Annotated in this window: 13 protein-coding genes; 7 read left to right on the plus strand and 6 right to left on the minus strand. The window is 37.3% G+C overall.

The genetic code is table 11. The features are described 5' to 3' along the window. Window positions 1-107 precede the first annotated feature (107 nt). A complete protein-coding gene (locus tag FJR08_RS15385; protein WP_168633754.1) occupies window positions 108-2,150 on the minus strand; it encodes an NAD(P)/FAD-dependent oxidoreductase in 2,043 nt (680 codons plus the stop codon). Window positions 2,151-2,312: 162 nt separating this feature from the next. On the opposite strand from FJR08_RS15385, the gene FJR08_RS15390 reads away from it, so the two are divergent. From FJR08_RS15390 to FJR08_RS15400, 3 genes are all read left to right on the plus strand, one after another. After that, entirely contained in the window at window positions 2,313-2,546 is a 234-nt protein-coding gene (locus tag FJR08_RS15390) for a hypothetical protein (protein WP_015078691.1), read from the plus strand. 349 nt (window positions 2,547-2,895) lie between these two features. Continuing rightward, window positions 2,896-3,084, plus strand: coding sequence for a hypothetical protein (locus FJR08_RS15395; protein ID WP_168633755.1), 189 nt, complete (start codon window positions 2,896-2,898; stop codon window positions 3,082-3,084). Between the two features lie 400 nt (window positions 3,085-3,484). Continuing rightward, window positions 3,485-8,527, plus strand: a complete 5,043-nt coding sequence (locus FJR08_RS15400; protein WP_254435772.1) for a choice-of-anchor I family protein — start codon at window positions 3,485-3,487, stop codon at window positions 8,525-8,527. Here FJR08_RS15400 and rsmI read toward each other — a convergent pair. Both rsmI and FJR08_RS15410 read right to left on the minus strand, forming a co-directional pair. Then, the gene (gene rsmI / locus FJR08_RS15405; RefSeq protein WP_168633756.1) at window positions 8,511-9,371 is read right to left on the minus strand and encodes a 16S rRNA (cytidine(1402)-2'-O)-methyltransferase; all 861 of its coding nucleotides are present in this window, start codon (window positions 9,369-9,371) and stop codon (window positions 8,511-8,513) included. The two genes, FJR08_RS15400 and rsmI, sit on opposite strands and share 17 nt — an antisense overlap. Window positions 9,372-9,633: 262 nt before the next feature. Beyond that, window positions 9,634-10,245 (minus strand): PH domain-containing protein, encoded by a 612-nt coding sequence (locus FJR08_RS15410; RefSeq protein ID WP_168467469.1) that lies wholly within the window; start codon window positions 10,243-10,245, stop codon window positions 9,634-9,636. A 478-nt stretch (window positions 10,246-10,723) separates the two neighbouring features. Here FJR08_RS15410 and FJR08_RS15415 point away from each other — a divergent pair, with 478 nt between their 5' ends. From FJR08_RS15415 to rpsU, 3 genes are all read left to right on the plus strand, one after another. After that, window positions 10,724-11,587, plus strand: coding sequence for a sugar kinase (locus tag FJR08_RS15415; protein WP_168633757.1), 864 nt, complete (start codon window positions 10,724-10,726; stop codon window positions 11,585-11,587). Between the two features lie 37 nt (window positions 11,588-11,624). Continuing rightward, entirely contained in the window at window positions 11,625-12,479 is an 855-nt protein-coding gene (locus FJR08_RS15420) for a 3'(2'),5'-bisphosphate nucleotidase CysQ (RefSeq protein WP_168633758.1), read from the plus strand. Window positions 12,480-12,743: 264 nt separating this feature from the next. Next, window positions 12,744-12,941 (plus strand): 30S ribosomal protein S21, encoded by a 198-nt coding sequence (rpsU, locus tag FJR08_RS15425; protein ID WP_015078697.1) that lies wholly within the window; start codon window positions 12,744-12,746, stop codon window positions 12,939-12,941. 156 nt (window positions 12,942-13,097) lie between these two features. Here the strand turns inward: rpsU and FJR08_RS15430 are convergent, their stop codons facing one another. The 3 genes from FJR08_RS15430 to FJR08_RS15440 all read right to left on the minus strand — a co-directional run bounded on the left by FJR08_RS15430 (window position 13,098) and on the right by FJR08_RS15440 (window position 15,290). Continuing rightward, window positions 13,098-13,985: a hypothetical protein gene (locus FJR08_RS15430; protein WP_168633759.1), complete on the minus strand. Its 888-nt coding sequence runs from the start codon at window positions 13,983-13,985 to the stop codon at window positions 13,098-13,100. Window positions 13,986-14,045: 60 nt separating this feature from the next. Further along, window positions 14,046-14,555, minus strand: a complete 510-nt coding sequence (locus FJR08_RS15435) for a hypothetical protein (protein ID WP_168633760.1) — start codon at window positions 14,553-14,555, stop codon at window positions 14,046-14,048. A gap of 87 nt (window positions 14,556-14,642) precedes the next feature. Continuing rightward, on the minus strand, window positions 14,643-15,290 hold the full coding sequence (locus FJR08_RS15440) for a class I SAM-dependent methyltransferase (protein ID WP_015078700.1): 648 nt from the start codon (window positions 15,288-15,290) through the stop codon (window positions 14,643-14,645). A gap of 111 nt (window positions 15,291-15,401) precedes the next feature. Between FJR08_RS15440 and FJR08_RS15445 the strand changes: the two genes are divergently transcribed. Then, on the plus strand, window positions 15,402-17,057 hold the full coding sequence (locus FJR08_RS15445; RefSeq protein ID WP_168633761.1) for a glycosyltransferase family 39 protein: 1,656 nt from the start codon (window positions 15,402-15,404) through the stop codon (window positions 17,055-17,057). Window positions 17,058-17,104: the final 47 nt, after the last annotated feature.

Raw genomic sequence — 17,104 nt, forward strand, 5'->3', positions numbered from 1 at the left:
TTCATAGAAGAGGGATAGAGTGGAGTTGAAACCGAATAAGTTATGAAATTAAGGATTTTAGAAGTTTTAGGACTCCAAAATCCCCAATTCCTTGATAATATATGAAACTAACGCAATGCCGGCGGTAATCGTGGTCTACCTGTAGTAATTGCATAGTTAATTACTAACAATTGTAACCATAATCCTGGAAAGCGATTTTCCAACCAAGATTGATTCCATTTCAAAAATTGCGGCAACCATATCCCCAAAATAACACTGATGAAAGCATGACGAGCAAAGCTGACATAATTCCCAACCCAACGTAATAAATCTCGCCAACCAGCTAATTGCCAAATCCACAATAATAAAGCCGGATTTTTCATAGCTGCTTTCAAAGCTAGACGGTTAAAAGTGAACCAATCACAACGGTCTTTAATGAAATTATCAGTTACTTCTGGGGTTTCATCTGTTAATAAGCCAAAGAAAGTATTCAGCATCGAATTTATCATTTGGGGGGCGATAAATTTGCCCGTGGGAACCATCATTCCCTTAGAAAACAACCACATTACAGCCACATTGCTTTGGTAAGCTCGAATTTTATTTAAGTGCTGCTGACTCAATAAATCATGTTTAAGGGCAATATTTAACAGAGTAGTTAATCGGTCTAAATTGCGGACTAAAGAACCAAAACCAGTAAAAACTAGCGGAGATTGCAAAGAAGCAGCATCACCAATGGCAATTAATCTATCAACTGCAATTGTGCGATCGCTACTATCTGCGCTAAAATGTCCTGGGATATAGCCAAAAGTTGGTTTCCTCCAGACTAATTTATCTAGATCACAACGCCGATATTCTGGCAAAATTGTGAAAAAGTCCTCATACATTTCCAACAAAGAACCAGGATTTTCTTCATTTACTTCATGATAGTGAAATAGGTAAATTGTTAATTCTTCACCAACACCAGGAAACAACTCCCAAATTAACTGTCTACCTCTCGAAATATCCCCATGACTGTAAAGAACATCCCCATATTCAGAATCCCAAACCCCAGGCTCAAAGCCCTTTTCAATCACTGCTCCCACCGTTGGACACACACTATCAAAAGCCCGACCACCATTTAATTGCCAAGCAATTGGTGAAGCCGTTCCCATTGCGTCTATCAATAAACGTCCACTCACCTGCTGTTCATTACCAGTAGGCAAATGTTTAACGTTAATCGTAACTTGTGTAGGACTAATATTCACTTGGGAAAACTCCGTTTCATCCCAAATATCACCACCAGCAGCTTGAAGTTTTTGCCCACATAATGCCAGTAACCTTTCTGAATCTAAAGCTATATTTAGGACTGTGGGAGTATGGAGAACAGAGGATTTCAAATTAGAGGGATTATTACCATCAAAAAACTTATTAAAACCGTCTTTATATTCCCTAGAAATAATTTCTGCTAATTCAGCATTGGTGAGCAAACCCAAATTTATTAAACTTTGGATTTCATCACGGGAAATATTCCATTCTCGGTTCATTTTACCAAAAGGTAATCTTTCCACCAACAGCACCTTATAGCCCAATTTAGCCATGACTGCGGCATGAATTGACCCCAAAGCACCACCAATATAAATGAGGTCATACTGAGGACTAGCAGCAGGGGAGAGGATAGGTGATATTTCCTGACTATTCCCTTGATAAAATACTACTTGACGAGGCTTTTGAGGATTTCTTACCCCTTCTCGCCACCTTTGCTCCCACCAGTAAGCGCGCTTGAGGTCATATTCTCCATTAGGCATTTTCTGAAAATACTTGACAGTTAGAGGATAATAGGGTTCTAACTCTGCGAAAATTGATTTTTGGGGATCAATGACAGGTGGTTCTGGGTAGCAATTGGGAAAGCGACTTCTAATTTTCCGCGTTAGAGATTGGAGAATGCGTCTCTCCTGGGGAAAAGGTTTATCTCCCCAACGGAATACTTTTAGGTAAGTTGTCCGCTGCACCGACCACACAAATACAGATAGTTCTACGCTATTGGCAATGGTACTTTTAGCCGCACTTCCCAGCCGAAACCCATCTGGAGTGATGAATTTTTGACTATTTTCGACAACGAAATCTGTTTGTAGCCATTTGCTGACGGATACTGTATCGGGTGTAGGAATTTCTAAATAAAGAAGTTCTTGCATATTGTTCTGATATCTCATAACGAATCTACTCACTCAGACAGATTAAAAAAAGGCAGAAACTAGGTTAAACTCTGCGCTAATTAACTTCATAAAGATTCCATAAAGAATTTTAATCATTTATCAATTTTATTGTTCATGTTGTAAATTTCCTAAACCCATACCATGAATTATCCTATCCCAGACAGTCCCCAAGAAATATCTGCATTAAGAAAACAGCCAGTTGATGAAGAATTAGTGGCTGCGGTAATTGCTGGTGTAATTAGAGTAGTTCGCGCTCAGGGTCAGTCTTTAGATCAATTAACTACCCAGGTATTAGCGGATGATAAAATGTTAGATAGGCAACAAAGGCGCTGGTTAAGTCAGTTGGTTGCCCAAGCATGGGAAAATTTTCCTTAATGCGCTGATGATATACAAGTATGTAGACGAGAGAAGACTTCCACCCCCCTCATATCCAAATGCTACAGGGATGTGTGCTTTAAGTTTTGTTTAGTTGTTGTTTTGTCAAAACTAATATCTTTATAATACAACCACTTTCCGTCTTTCCTCCATCCTACTGTGTCGCATAAGGACTGCCAAACTTTATCGTCATTTTTATTCAGTACATATTATTAAACTCAGGTGCCGCATTGTTAAATGTCATACATTAGCATTTTCGGGAATATCATAAATAATTGCTTGCCTAATTCAGTATTAGGGACTTCCAAGAAATAAAATCCCCAAAAATTTCTTGTAGTGCGGGCATACTATGGCTAACGCCACGCTGCGCTATCGACAAGCTCAGTACAAGTCTTGCCCGCTAATCATCAAGGACGGGCAGGATGCCCATCCCACAAAATTGGGTAATTTATTTTTTGGTGTTCCCTTAAACCTCGTCCAAGTTGAAAACTGGAGTTTTTCAAAAGGGAACAGGGAAGAGTATAGGATTTGGGAATAAAACCCAATTAAGAAAAAACTATGGGTCTCAAAGTAAACGCGGTTTAACACTAAATTTCCTGAATTTTTAGCGATTCCTACAGAGTGCTGTTTCTTTGAGTCTCGTAAGCGTTACACATTCAGATATAATACGTGGCGGGAATAGGATTAAATTAATAGGACAAAAATTACTGAAAGTTAGAAAACAAAGGCTATTTAGTTAAACATAGATAGGGTTAACACTAAGCTGTTATTCTAATTTTTTTAATTTCTCCTTAACCTTTAATTATTTATTCCTTAAATAAACTGAGATAAATTCTCTTTATAGTCAGGAATTTACCGATTTTTTTAAAGCTCAAAAAGACTAAAATACCCATTGCGGACTAAGTAACAACAAACCTCTAATTGCCAATATAAAAATTATGAATTCAATTCAACTTAACCATGTCGGTACTATCAAATTAAGCGGCGCAGAAATTTCTGATTTTGACCCCATATCTCAACGCCTTTTTGTGACTGGAGAATCTGCAAATAAACCTGTTCTCCAAGTAGTAGATGTTTCTGATGCAAATAACCCCACTCAAGTTACTAACATTGATCTTTCTAGCTTAGGTGCAGGAATTCAAAGTGTAGCCGTCAGAAAAGACATAGGAACTGGAAATAGCATTGTGGCGATCGCTATTTCTGCAAATACAAGTACCGACCCCGGTAAAATTGCTTTTTATGATGCTGTAACTCTCACTAAAATTTCCGAAGTGACAGTAGGTGCTTTACCTGATATGATCACTTTCACTGCGGATGGTAGCAAATTACTTGTCGCCAACGAAGGAGAACCCAGTGAAAATTATGCTATTGATCCAGAAGGTTCAATTAGTATCATTGATGTTTCTGGAAATATTGCCAGTTTAGATAATAGTAAAGTTACAACTGCAAATTTCACGACATTTAATGGGCAAAAAGAAACTTTAAAATCAGCCGGAGTCAGACTTTTTGGACTTAATGCCACCGTTGCTCAAGATTTAGAACCAGAGTATATAGCAATTTCTTCCGATGGCAAAACTGCATTTGTTACCCTACAAGAAAATAACGCCTTTGCAGTTTTAGACATTGCTACTGCTAATATTACTAAAATTGTTCCATTAGGTTTTAAAAATCATAATTTACCAGAAAATGGTCTTGATGCTAGTGATAGAGATGTTAATGGTACTTCTGGTGGTGGAGGTAAAATTAATATTCAAAATTGGCCAATTTTCGGGATGTATCAACCCGATGCAATTAGCTCTTTTCAAATTGCTGATAAGACCTATTATATCACCGCAAATGAAGGAGATGCGCGGATTCGTCCTACAGCAAATGGTACTTTTGGTAATGAAGGATCACTATTTAACGAAGAAGCAAGAGTTTCTAGTTTAAATCTTGATCCTACAGCTTTTCCTAATGCTACTGAGTTGAAAAAACCGGAAAACTTAGGACGTTTAACCGTTACCAATAAACTAGGAGATACCGACGGAGACGGAGACTTTGATCAACTTTATGCTTACGGTGCTCGTTCTTTCTCAATTTGGGATGATCAAGGTAAATTAGTATATGACAGTGGCGACCAAATTGAACAGATTCTCAAACAACAAACGCCTACATTTTTTAATGCTAATAATGGTTCTGCGGCTGAGTTTGATACTCGTTCCGATAATAAAGGCCCTGAACCAGAAAGTACAGTTGTTGGCGTAATTAATGGTATTCCTTATGGATTCGTTGGCTTAGAACGGGCTGGCGGTGGGGTGATGGTATATAATCTTAGCAACCCCACTGCACCTCAATTTGTTCAGTATATTAGAACCGAAGGTGATGTCTCTCCTGAAGGTTTAAAATTCATCTCTGCGGAAAATAGTCCTAATGCTAAACCAATGCTGGCAGTTGCTAATGAAGTTAGTAATACTGTTAGCTTTTATGAAATAGCTTCCCCACCAAAGTTAACTACTTATGAATTTCAAAATCTACCCAAATTAGGCACAACTTCCACCGGACAAGATATATTTTTGGGTGGGTTTTCTGGATTGTATTTCCAAGGTGTAGCGGATAATGGCAATCTCAAATTTGTTACTAATACAGATCGTGGTCCTAATGGTGAACCCACAGGTCAAAATAGACCGTTTTTCTTACCCAATTTTCAACCAGAAATAGTCAGTTTTGAACTTAATCAAACTACTAATCAAATCACCATTACCAAAAGAACTGGGTTATTTCGTGAAGATGGTAAAACTCCATTAACTGGACTTCCCAACGTCCAAGCTGGGGCTGCTGGAACAGCTTACACTGATGAAATTGGGGTTGATTTAAATGGTAAAGTTTTACCTAATGACACCTTGGGGGCTGATGTCGAGGGTATCGTCATTGCGAAAAATGGCGACTATTGGCTGGTAGATGAATATCGTCCCGCAATTTACCATTTCGATGTCAATGGGAAATTACTTGATCGTTTTGTTCCCCAAGGAACAGCAACCGCAACAGAACCAGATCAACCCGCAGGAACTTTTGGAACTGAGGTATTACCAGCAGTTTATACCCAAAGACGGTCAAATCGCGGCTTTGAAGCCATAGCACTAGAAGGTAACAAACTATATGCTTTTATTCAAAGTCCAATTGATAATCCCGATAATGGCACTGATACAACTTCCAGAAATTCCCGCAATTTGCGAATTCTGGAATTTGACATAATTTCTAAACAGGTAACTGGTGAATATCTCTATCTCTTGGATGATATTACAGGCAGTGGTAATGCCAAAACTGATAAAATTGGTGATGCTGTTGCCTTGGGTAATGGTAAATTTGCCGTTGTAGAACGAGATGATAGAAGTGATAATACTTCCAATAAACTTATCTATCAAATAGATTTAGCAACAGCGACTAATATCAATAATCCTGCTAACTTTACTTTGCCAAGTGGTAAGACTATTGAACAATTAAGCGCGGCTGAATTAACTACCGCTGGAATTATTGCTGCTAACAAAACTTTAATAGTTAATGCAGCGCAAGTAGGTTACACCGGAGTTGAAAAATTAGAAGGTTTGGCATTAGTAGCACCCAATATTCTGGCTGTGATTAATGATAATGATTTTAATGTCGCAGGAACAACAATTCCTGAAAAATTAGGCATTATTGAACTACCTAATAATCTACCTATCACTATTAGTGGTACTTCTGGAAACGATATTTTATTAGCATCTGCCAGCGGTTATACTCTCCTGGGTTTAGCAGGTAATGACTCCATTGATGGTGTCACAGGAACAGGTGACAATATCTTCGATGGTGGTGAAGGTGATGATGAAATCTTTGCTAAGGAAAATGATACGGCTTTAGGTGGTTCAGGCAATGACCGTTTATTCTCCGATGGTCAAGGTAATAATATTTTATCTGGTGGTGAAGGTAATGATCAAATATTCCCTGATCGCAATGACAAAGTATTTGGTGATGCTGGTAATGATGTCATCTTCTCTGGTCTTGGTGGTAATACCTTAACAGGTGGTGATGGTCAAGATATCTTTTGGTTGGCTAATGGTGCATATCTGCAAAGTCCCAACATAATTACTGATTTTAATCCGGCACAAGATTCATTAAAAGTGGATGTTGAAGGATTCAAAAACATCAATCAACTGACATTTTCACCCCAGGGCAATTACACCTTAATTAGTGCGAATAGTAATCCCTTAGCTATTCTGAAAAATTACGAATTACCACAGTTTGCTATCACCTCAGCTTCAGCAACAGAAGGAAATATCATAATTTTCACTGTCACTCGCACAGGAAATAATTCGTCTTCACAAAGTGTAACTGTAACTACCTCTATTGCTACAGGGGATACAGCCAGTGATACCGACTTGACAGCAAAAACGGCAACTTTGACTTTTGCACCGGGAGAGACGACTAAAACCTTTGCTGTCCAAACAACTCAAGATGTCCTGTTTGAAGAAAATGAGACTTTTACTGTTAGTTTAAGTAATCCTGATAATGGTGCAATTGTCAGTTCCACAAATGGTACAGCCAAAGGAACAATTAACAATGATGAAGCTGACGCTGCTGCTGCTGCTGCATCAATATTTAGCATTGCTACTGCTTCAGCAACGGAAGGAAATGGGGTAAATTTCACGATTACCCGCACAGGAGATAATCAATCTACTCAAAGTGTGACTGTATCTACGGCTATTAATGCAGATGATACAGCGAGTAACAATGATTTGACTCAGAAAAATGAAACTCTCACATTTGCACTAGGAGAAACAACTAAAACCTTTACTGTCCAAACAACTCAAGATTCACGAGTGGAAAAAGATGAGACTTTTACAGTCAATTTAAGTAATTCCACAAACGGCTCAATTATCAGTTCTACTAACAATACAACTAAGGGAGTCATTATTAATGATGATATTCCTTTTGCAACTCCTAATAATAATAATTACATCTTTCCGATTAAAGGTGAAGGTGATCAAGTTAGGCTCAAAGTTAGTTTAGTAGCACGCAATTCTAATTCTATCAATGAATTAGCTGTCTTTAATGTTGATGATGCTCAAGGAAATATTAATGGTATTGCGCCCGGTGCAGCAGGTTATAATCAAGCAGCCATAAACAGAGCAAAAGTTGTTTTTTCTGCTATTTCTAATCTACCTAATGGGTTTAATATTGTGGATTCCGTCCGCTTAATTAACTTTAATAGTGGTGATAATCTGAAATTCTTGTTGGTGAAAAATGGGACAATAGATTCTGTTAATTCTGGCAAGACTCCATTATCAAACTTATCATTTGCTGATGTTTCAAACCAAAAGATTGCAGATTTTGGTGCTGATGGTTTTACTGTTTCCTGGGAAGATGGTTCTGGCAATGTTGCAGATTTCAATGATTTAGTTGTTAAAGTTCAACATAGTAATGATAAGTCGGTGATTGGTACAGGATTACAAGGTGGTAATCAAGGAGAAATTATTGATTTACGAGATATAACCAGTCAAGTAAAAGTAGATTTTTCTGTTTATCGAGAAGCTGCATTTAATAACGAAGTGTACTTCTACAAAATTGATAATGCTGCTGGACAAATTGGCAATTTACAAGCAAATTCAGCTAATCGTGCTAATTATCTGCAAACGGCGTTGAACAATCTTCTCAAAGATGCACAAACTGGTACAAATATCAAATTTTCTGCTGCTAATCAAGGTATTCAAACGGGTACTGCTACTATTACGGGTGGAACAATTCTTGCGCCTATGATTGTGGTTAATGGTACGTTATCTCAGCTTTTGGATAGCAATGCTAATAATAATCCTCAAGTTTATTTCCCATATTTAGGGATAAATAGTGATGGAGTAGACCACATTCGGTTGTTGGGAAATAATACTTTCGGTTTTGAAGATTTAGTAAATGGTGGTGATTTGGATTATAACGATATCATTGTGAAAATGAATTTTACTCAGGTTGTGTAATTTCAATTGCCAAAGCTAGTTGATACAGATAGCGACGAGATAAAGAAGTATCTTTTGCTAACTGACGACTAGCTTGGGAACGGGAAATCCCCTGGTGCATAAGCTGTAATAACTCAGCTTTGAGTTCTGTTTCTGTCAGTTGGATTTGACTCGGTGGATTTCCTGCTACCAAGAGAGTATATTCTCCTTGGGGTTCTCTTTGGGTATAATCAGCGATCGCATCCTCTATTGTTCCTCGCCAAAATTCCTCGTATAATTTAGTTAGCTCCCGTGCTATAACTAGAGAGCGATCGCTTCCTAAAACTGTCCCCAAATCTGCTAAAGTATCCCGCAATCGGTGAGGTGATTCATAGAAAACCAAAGTTCGAGATTCACCTTGCAAAGATTCCAAATATTTCTGGCGTTGTTGACTTTTAGCCGGTAAAAAACCATCAAAAATAAACCTATCTGTGGGTAATCCCGCCGCACTCAAAGCCGTAATTACAGCACTTGCACCGGGGATAGGCACAACAGTGATACCATTATCAATACAAGCCTTAATTAACTCATATCCTGGGTCAGAAATTCCCGGCATTCCCGCATCACTTACCAAAGCGATCGCTTTTCCATATTGTAAATGCTCTAATAATTCAGGAATGCGACTATGACTATTATGTTCATGGTAACTAATTTGGGGAGTTTTCACCTGAAAATGCTGTAGTAATCTGCCTGTGTGGCGTGTGTCTTCTGCCGCAATCATATCCACTGCTTGCAAAATTCTCACCGCTCTAAAAGTCATATCTTCGAGATTACCAATGGGTGTAGCGACAATATAAAGTGTTCCTGGTTTTGGTTCAGTTTGCATATTAATTTTGAACACGGATTCAACGGATTAAAGGATTTCACAGATTAGATGATTTTTGAGATGATTTAATCTGTGAAATCTGTAATTTGCAGGAAAGAAGTTATCAGCTAGTAGTCTGTCAAATTTATTTTGACGGGTTTTTGGTAGTGCGGGCATACTTCGACCCTTCGACAGGCTCAGGGCATCGCTTGCTCAGTACAAGTCTTGCCCGCGTGAGCGAGACGCTCACACTACAGTCCATCATTTTTATCTTGACAAACTACTAGTTGTTAATAAACTTCTCAAACACCTCACCAAAATCTTTCCGCACATAAGTTTCATGAGCATATTTTAACCAATTAAAAGCATACTGATTAATTGATTTAAATTGCTCTTCTGAAGTTGATGTAGTTGTTGAACGACTAACTGTACTAGCTGCTGTATTTAAACTAGTTTGAGCATATTGATGATAAAGAGCATTTTCTCGTTGAATTGAGGCAATTTTCAGTAAAGCCTTGTACAAGTCTTTCAAAGGATCAATATAAATTTTAGCAACATCAATAGAATAGGATATATCCCCCATTATTAACTTGATTTCGATATCCATATCTATTGTTCCTGCGGTTTCTAGCTTCACATCCTTAATAATATGATGACTATAACTAAAACGTTTGAGTAGACGTTTTTTACTAACCGCAGAATTTCCATCTAGATGAATTAACGCTAGGTTAGTAAAACAGTATTCATCAGTTTTCGACTTAATTAAAAAATAGATCTTTTCCCCTTCTTCATGAATCACATAATCATCACTATCAACTTTATGAAAATCTTCTGGTTTGATCACAGCACCAATATCACTCAAACCTAGTGCATCCATCGCCATATTTTTGAACATGATCTTTTACTCTCTAAGCAAATTAATTTTACTATGATTTTATTGATTATACGTCAGTGCTATTTGATTTACGAATTTACTTAACAGTATTTTACTAAGTAAGTCAACACAATAAAACCAAACTGTGTAAAGAAATGTAAAATCGCTGAAAACTTCTTCACCCTTGCCTCTTGCATGAGTGCCTTTTGCCTTGCTATAACGACAATTTTTAACGCCAACCTACTTAATCTCTGTTAAGATATAAGAACAAATTTGAAAAAATGAAGACAATCCAGGTTAAAATTTCCAATTCTCAAAAGTTACACTTTTTTTGATTCCTTGCATAAAAATTATCATCATAGGTAAGTAAATGAGCAAAAATAATTAAACATTTTGAAAATACCTAAACCGATGAATTATGTAGGGGTGGTACCCCTACATTAAATTCATAAACTTTCCTATAATTTACTTAATACTTTGAGCAAGTTACCAATTAGCAATGAGCAAATCTGGCTTATTTGTGGGTTTAATTACCTTAGATTTAATTTATCTCGCGGACTCTTCCCCCCAAAATAATCAAAAACTTGTTGCCACTGACTATACTGTAGCAGCAGGAGGACCAGCAACAAATGCCGCCGTCACCTTGAGTCATTTAGGCAACCAAGCTACAGTTTTAGGTGTATTGGGTTCCCACGATATTACACAGCTAATTCGTAGCGATTTAGAGAATTACCAAGTCGCAATTATTGACTTAGACTCCCATCGCCATACACCACCACCCGTTTCTTCAATTATTGTTACGCAAGCTACAGGAGAAAGAGCGGTAATTTCTATTAATGCCATCAAAACTCAGGCAAATATTACCTCTATCCCCGCAAATATTTTACAAAATATTGATATTGTCTTAATTGACGGACATCAAATAGAAGTTAGCAAAATCATTGCCCAAATGGCTAAAAAACAAAATATTCCCGTTGTCATTGATGGTGGTAGCTGGAAACCAGGATTTGCAGAAATATTACCTTTTGTAAACTATGCTATTTGTTCTGCTAATTTCTATCCCCCTAACTGCAAAAATCAGCAAGATGTTTTTGCCTATTTGCAAAATTTTAACATTCCTCACATTGCCATTACTCAAGGGGAAAATCCCATTCAATACTTAAATTGTAGTCAATTTGGTGTGGTAAATGTGCCAAAAATCCAGCCCGTTGATACACTAGGAGCAGGAGATATTTTTCACGGTGCTTTCTGTCACTATATCCTGGAAACAAATTTTATAGAAGCATTAGCACTAGCTGGTAATATTGCTACGGAAGCGTGTAAATATTTCGGTACGCGCCCTTGGCTAAATTCAAATATTTAATGTTCATTTTTCCTATTCCACCCAAATTTATCCTCAAATGAAAGACCTATCCGAAATATTAACAATTGCGCGGTCAGTTGGTTGGGGTGCAGCCAGTCTCCTCAGTTCTTATTATCATGGTACTATCGCTGCACCAAATTTAGATATTCAATATAAAGATAATGAACCCGTTACAGTTGCAGATTTGGCTGTTAGTGAATATATCTTGTCACAGCTACAAGCCGCTTTCGGGAATGAAGACTTTGGATATATCAGCGAAGAAACTCATAAATCAGAACAGGGAAAAAATCCTGCTGAGTGGGTATGGATAATTGATCCATTAGATGGGACAAGAGACTTTATCAACAAAACTGGAGAATATGCCATTCATATTGCCTTAGTGCAAGGAACACAGACAATGTTAGCCGTCGTGGCAGTTCCAGAGACACAAAAGTTGTATTATGCCACCAGAGGCAGTGGGACTTTTATCGAAACCACAACTGGTTCTATGCCTGTGCGACTTAACTCCCATAAAAATATCCAAGATCTAATTTTGGTTGTTAGTCGCTCACACCGCAACGATAGGTTAGAATATCTCTTACAGCACTTGCCCTGTCAAAATCAAAAAGCGATTGGTAGCGTCGGTTGCAAAATTGCAGCAATAGTTGAACAGCAAGCAGATGTTTATATTTCCCTTGCCGGTAAATCCGCACCGAAAGACTGGGATATGGCTGCTCCTGAACTTATATTAACAGAAGCAGGTGGCAAGTTTACCCATTTTGACTGCACGCCATTAAAATACAACACCGGCGACATTCATCAATGGGGGGAATTACTGGCGAGTAATGCTCAAAATCATGAGGAACTATGTCAAGAAGCACAAAGCATTCTCACACGGTTTGCTTCAAACTAAAATAGTATTGATCGGGGCAAATTCCCTAACAATGCTCAAAGTTTTGTGGGGAAATTTTGCTCGTCATGGGTTAATATTCTCATATAGTGTTATAATGGGCGAGGTGAGGATTATTTTCGGTTGAGATCGCAATCGCTATTAAGTCCAGTAAAAAAAATTAAAATCTAGAGTATCCAGCAGATACAGTCCTAGACTAAACGCCGCTGGAATATTTTACTTTGACTTTAGTTCTCAAATATTAATTTAAACTACGGAGGAACAGGAATGACACAAGTGGTCTTAGGTGAAAATGAAGGAATTGAATCAGCACTGCGAAGATTTAAGCGGGAAGTTTCCAAAGCGGGAATTTTCCAAGATATGCGGAAAAAGCGTCACTTTGAGACACCTTTAGAAAAAGAAAAGCGCAAAGCTATAGCTAGACACAAACAACGTCGTCAACAACGTTCTCGCTTCAAACGATAAGTTTTTAGTCTTGTCTGCTGCAACTGGAAATCCCGACGGATTTCCTGTTAATTGAAACAAATTACAAGTAGTTACTAATGATATCAAGTACAATTTATGCAGTGGTTAGGGGCGAGTTTATCCTGCCCCTAAGTTGTTTTTAGATTAAATTAACTGCTAGATTTCAGCTACTGCTCGTTCAATTAAACGTCTTGCTAAAGTCTGAGTTCCTGTGTGTTCATAGTAATTTGTAGACACATCTATAAATGCTGCCAGATAGTCTAGCTTGTCATCAGCAATTTGCGTAAAAGATTGCAAATTACTAATTACTTTGTGAGGGGTTAAATTATGGCTTGTTACCAGCCCACTCATCCAACCGCTAACTGATTGAAAACTTTCCCCAATAAAGTTGAGTTTACCAGCATCGTTATTGCCAGGAATAGTATTTTTGATGGTTTGGAAAGTCGAGTTTTGGTTTAGATCTTGGGGACTCATTTGACTAATTCCAGATAAGGCTTTGTGAATAAAGTCGGGTCCGAGGGGAATTAAACCATCAACACAAACTAATGCCACCATGCGGATAAGTGACTCACCACCATACTCACCTAAAGCACCGACAAAATCGCCAATGCTGTCCCCAGGAATACCGTTAATTTGACAAAAAGCGACTACTTCAGCTACTAATTTCAGGGTTAAGTCAATGGTTTGAGCTTTGTCCGGTTTGGGAGTCAGAGAGTTTAAAAAACCAAGCAGGGGAATTGATTCCCCAATTTTGTTGGCTAAAGCTGCTGCACCCAAAGCTTTATCTGCACCATCAACAGTTTGATACAGCCAGAGGGCGGTTTGATATCCTTGGGATTTATCATTAAATAGATAAATTGCTCTTTCACCAATTTGTTGAATTAACTCTTCGTCAGTCTCCCCGGTAACAGTTTTAATGGTATTCACAAAACCAACTGTATTTTGCCATTCTCCAGGAGCAACAAAATCCAAAGCTTTCAACATGGAAACAGTCAAGTTACTGGTTGGTAATTCGTCAACTAACTCGAAAATTGATTTACTCACAAAAGTCTCCTTGTGTATGTTTTGTATTAACGTCGGTTGTTAGTTAGGGAAGCGATTAAACTATTTCAACGTTGCTAAACCATCGAGATTAAATTTTTCTATCCAGGCTGCGCGATCGCTCGCTGTAAATGATGGACTTTTAGAAATTACCTTGACTTGGTACTTATCCACCAAAACCGAAGTTTGAGTGTTACCAACTTTTACCGCAGGATAACCGCCTATTTTTTCAGTGCTGTTAGCAAATTTAGCCGCTGCTCCTGGTATGCTGCTAGTATCAGAAATAGCGAGTTGAGCAACTACTTTGCCACCTTTTTTCAAGTTTGCTTCAGAAAAGCCTTTTTTCTCTTGGGTATAGACACGATCATAGCCATCTTCGCTACTGGGGAAGAATTTATTTAATTTACTACCCTGAGTTGCACTTTTAACTACTGCCTGTCCACTTCTTTGCTTGGTACTTTCCTGTTGTACTTGATCAAAACGACTAGGTGCTTTTGTAGAGCAGGCTGTAGTTAGTAGTAGGATTGATAGCAATACAGCAGCTAAAACTCTCCGCCCATGATTTTTCACCATTTTTGGCTTCTCCTTAATACTTGAGCTTGTGAGGCAATTATCAACTATTTTGCCATTTACAAACTAGAAATTTACTTTTAAATAATACTACGCAAGACGTTGAGCTATCACCGCATACAAAGGATCTCCGCCTGGTACCCCCAACCACTGTAAAAAACCTGGTGCTGCTGACTTTGAGCAAATCACTTCTGGGGTGGTGAATCCAGGAACTGAGGCAAAATAGCCCTTGACCAATTTTACTCTAAAAGCTTCCGAACCGTCTCGCCAGACTTGAATTGCCTTTTGAAAAAACATCCGGTTAGAAAAACTAATAATTGCTATCCCACCGGGTTTAAGAATGCGGTGTATTTCCGAAAATATAGCCTCTGGGTATTGGATATATTGCACAGAAACACAGTTAATAACAGCATCAAAGTCTTGATCTGGAAAAGGTAACTGGGGATTTGTGTTGATATTTTGGACAAAGTAATGATTTAACTGGGGATTCCGGGCTAATTCTTCAGCATTTAGTCCATGTCCTGCTACATGAGCAAAATCTATATCTGTGGGTAGATGCGATACCCAACTACTCATCAAATCAAGAATACGAGTATTTGATTGCAGTCGCTGACGATATAAATCAGTTAATTGTTGAATAAAACCCTCATCTACATGAGTGACAAAGCGAGGGTAACTATAGAATAACAGATCATCCGATTCATCTAATTTAATGCGTTGACTTGGTTGCAGGAGCATAAACGTCTTTTTTCCCCGATTGGAAAATTTTGAATAGTATTCTAATTGATAAGTTATTTTTGATAACTTAACTTATTCTACATGAGTAAATACTATATTTACTATTCATAAATGTTTTTTAAATCACCCCTAATTATTTTGATTATCCAATTAATTCGGCTATTTTGGCAATTACCATATCCCAAGTTGTTAATTTGGCTACTTCCTTTGTTGTTATTTACTTCTGGGGAAACCAGTCTCATGGCTCATGATGAAACCCTTTATGCGTTAAGAGCCAGACAAATGTTTGAAACTGGTGACTGGGTATCTCCTTGGGGTAATCCTCATCATAAAACCCCTGGTTTTTATTGGTTAATTGCTATTTTTTATCAGCTATTTGGTGTTAGTGATACAACTGCGCGAATACCGGCAATGATTGCGGGAATTTTGAGCATATTTGTTATTTATAAAGTTGGGAAAATTTTACTATCTCAAGAATTAGCATTTTTGGGAATTATGATTTTAAATGTAGCATTTTTGTGGTTACAATATTGTCGGTTAGCCACACCAGATGTCCCAACTATCTTATTAGTATTTATGGGAATTTTCTCCCTATTAAAATCTGACATAGATCCTCGAAAACGATATTTTTATGGTTTTATAACTGGGTTAAGTTTTGGCTTAGGCTTTTTAATGAGAAGCTTAATGATTTTTTTACCAATGATAGCATTATTACCTTATTTAATTATAGATCATCGCCGTCATCGTCATTTAACTAACCCCATGTTGTATTTAGGGTTTTTAGTGGGTTTAATTCCTAGCTTAATTTGGCTTTATTTTAGTTGGTTGCGTTATGGTAGCGATAGTATTGGGGCTTTATTGGGATTTGTCATAGAACTAGGTAGTCATGAACAACATAAAAATGGCATTTTCTTTTATGTGTGGAATCTAGCTTTAAAATCTTTTCCTTGGTTATTTTTTAGTTTATTAGGTTTAGCATTAGTCATACGGCGTTCAATTTCTAAATATCCATTAATATTAATCGGGTTTCCTGTTGTCTTATTTACTGAATTGAGTATATTTTCTACTCGTTTCTCTCATTATAGTCTTGGCATTTATCCATTTATTGCCTTTCTAGCTGCGGTGGGTTTAGATTGGTTAGGAAAAATTTACCAAAAAGGATTTGATGATCAATATTCATCTCACAAGATAGTTTATTTACCCAGAAATATTAGTTATGCTTGGGGAATATTAGGCGTTATTTTAGTTTTAGCTGGAACAGGTATTTTAATTTGGGGTGAAGTAGATATTCACAAATATGCAATTCTAGGAATATATTCTGGTTTTGGCAGCTTAATTGTACCATTAATCTGGATAGGTAATTTTCACTATCACCACAAGTTTTTGACTTCTCGTTATTGGCTAAGTGGATTATTAATTAGTTGTTGGTTATCTCTAGCTACAGCGGGTAATTTAGGTTTATTAGGTGATTTTAACCCGAATTTTAGAGTATTTTATCAACAAAAATCAATTAATAAAATTTTGCATAATCATCCTATTAACTTTGTCAAAGGAACAGGATTTAATGATAAAGAATCTCTGTTAATTTACTTTTATACACCCCAGCATGGTAAAAGTGTAGATTCAATTTCTCAGTTACCTATTTTTAGTTATGCTTGGATTTATCAACCAAGTTTTGTTAAGTTACCAATACCTTATCGGATTATTGGTAGTTTTAAAGATTATCAATTAATTCAGATTTTATCTGCAAATAATTCTGATAAGTGAAAATATAGAATACAGCACTTCCCGGTGTTATGAGGTACATATCTAGC

Source organism: Dolichospermum sp. UHCC 0260 (assembly GCF_009711985.1).
Lineage (GTDB): Bacteria > Cyanobacteriota > Cyanobacteriia > Cyanobacteriales > Nostocaceae > Dolichospermum > Dolichospermum lemmermannii.

What these genes read in the sequence shown, in the direction of transcription:
- FJR08_RS15410 (WP_168467469.1), bottom strand. Translation starts at nt 10,245, where the DNA reads ATGTTCAAAAATATGGCGATGGATGCACTAGGTTTGAGTGATATTGGT.
- FJR08_RS15440 (WP_015078700.1), bottom strand. Translation starts at nt 15,290, where the DNA reads ATGCTCCTGCAACCAAGTCAACGCATTAAATTAGATGAATCGGATGAT.
- rpsU (WP_015078697.1), top strand. Translation starts at nt 12,744, where the DNA reads ATGACACAAGTGGTCTTAGGTGAAAATGAAGGAATTGAATCAGCACTG.
- FJR08_RS15400 (WP_254435772.1), top strand. Translation starts at nt 3,485, where the DNA reads ATGAATTCAATTCAACTTAACCATGTCGGTACTATCAAATTAAGCGGC.
- FJR08_RS15445 (WP_168633761.1), top strand. Translation starts at nt 15,402, where the DNA reads ATGTTTTTTAAATCACCCCTAATTATTTTGATTATCCAATTAATTCGG.
- FJR08_RS15415 (WP_168633757.1), top strand. Translation starts at nt 10,724, where the DNA reads ATGAGCAAATCTGGCTTATTTGTGGGTTTAATTACCTTAGATTTAATT.
- FJR08_RS15385 (WP_168633754.1), bottom strand. Translation starts at nt 2,150, where the DNA reads ATGCAAGAACTTCTTTATTTAGAAATTCCTACACCCGATACAGTATCC.
- rsmI (WP_168633756.1), bottom strand. Translation starts at nt 9,371, where the DNA reads ATGCAAACTGAACCAAAACCAGGAACACTTTATATTGTCGCTACACCC.
- FJR08_RS15395 (WP_168633755.1), top strand. Translation starts at nt 2,896, where the DNA reads ATGGCTAACGCCACGCTGCGCTATCGACAAGCTCAGTACAAGTCTTGC.
- FJR08_RS15420 (WP_168633758.1), top strand. Translation starts at nt 11,625, where the DNA reads ATGAAAGACCTATCCGAAATATTAACAATTGCGCGGTCAGTTGGTTGG.
- FJR08_RS15435 (WP_168633760.1), bottom strand. Translation starts at nt 14,555, where the DNA reads ATGGTGAAAAATCATGGGCGGAGAGTTTTAGCTGCTGTATTGCTATCA.
- FJR08_RS15390 (WP_015078691.1), top strand. Translation starts at nt 2,313, where the DNA reads ATGAATTATCCTATCCCAGACAGTCCCCAAGAAATATCTGCATTAAGA.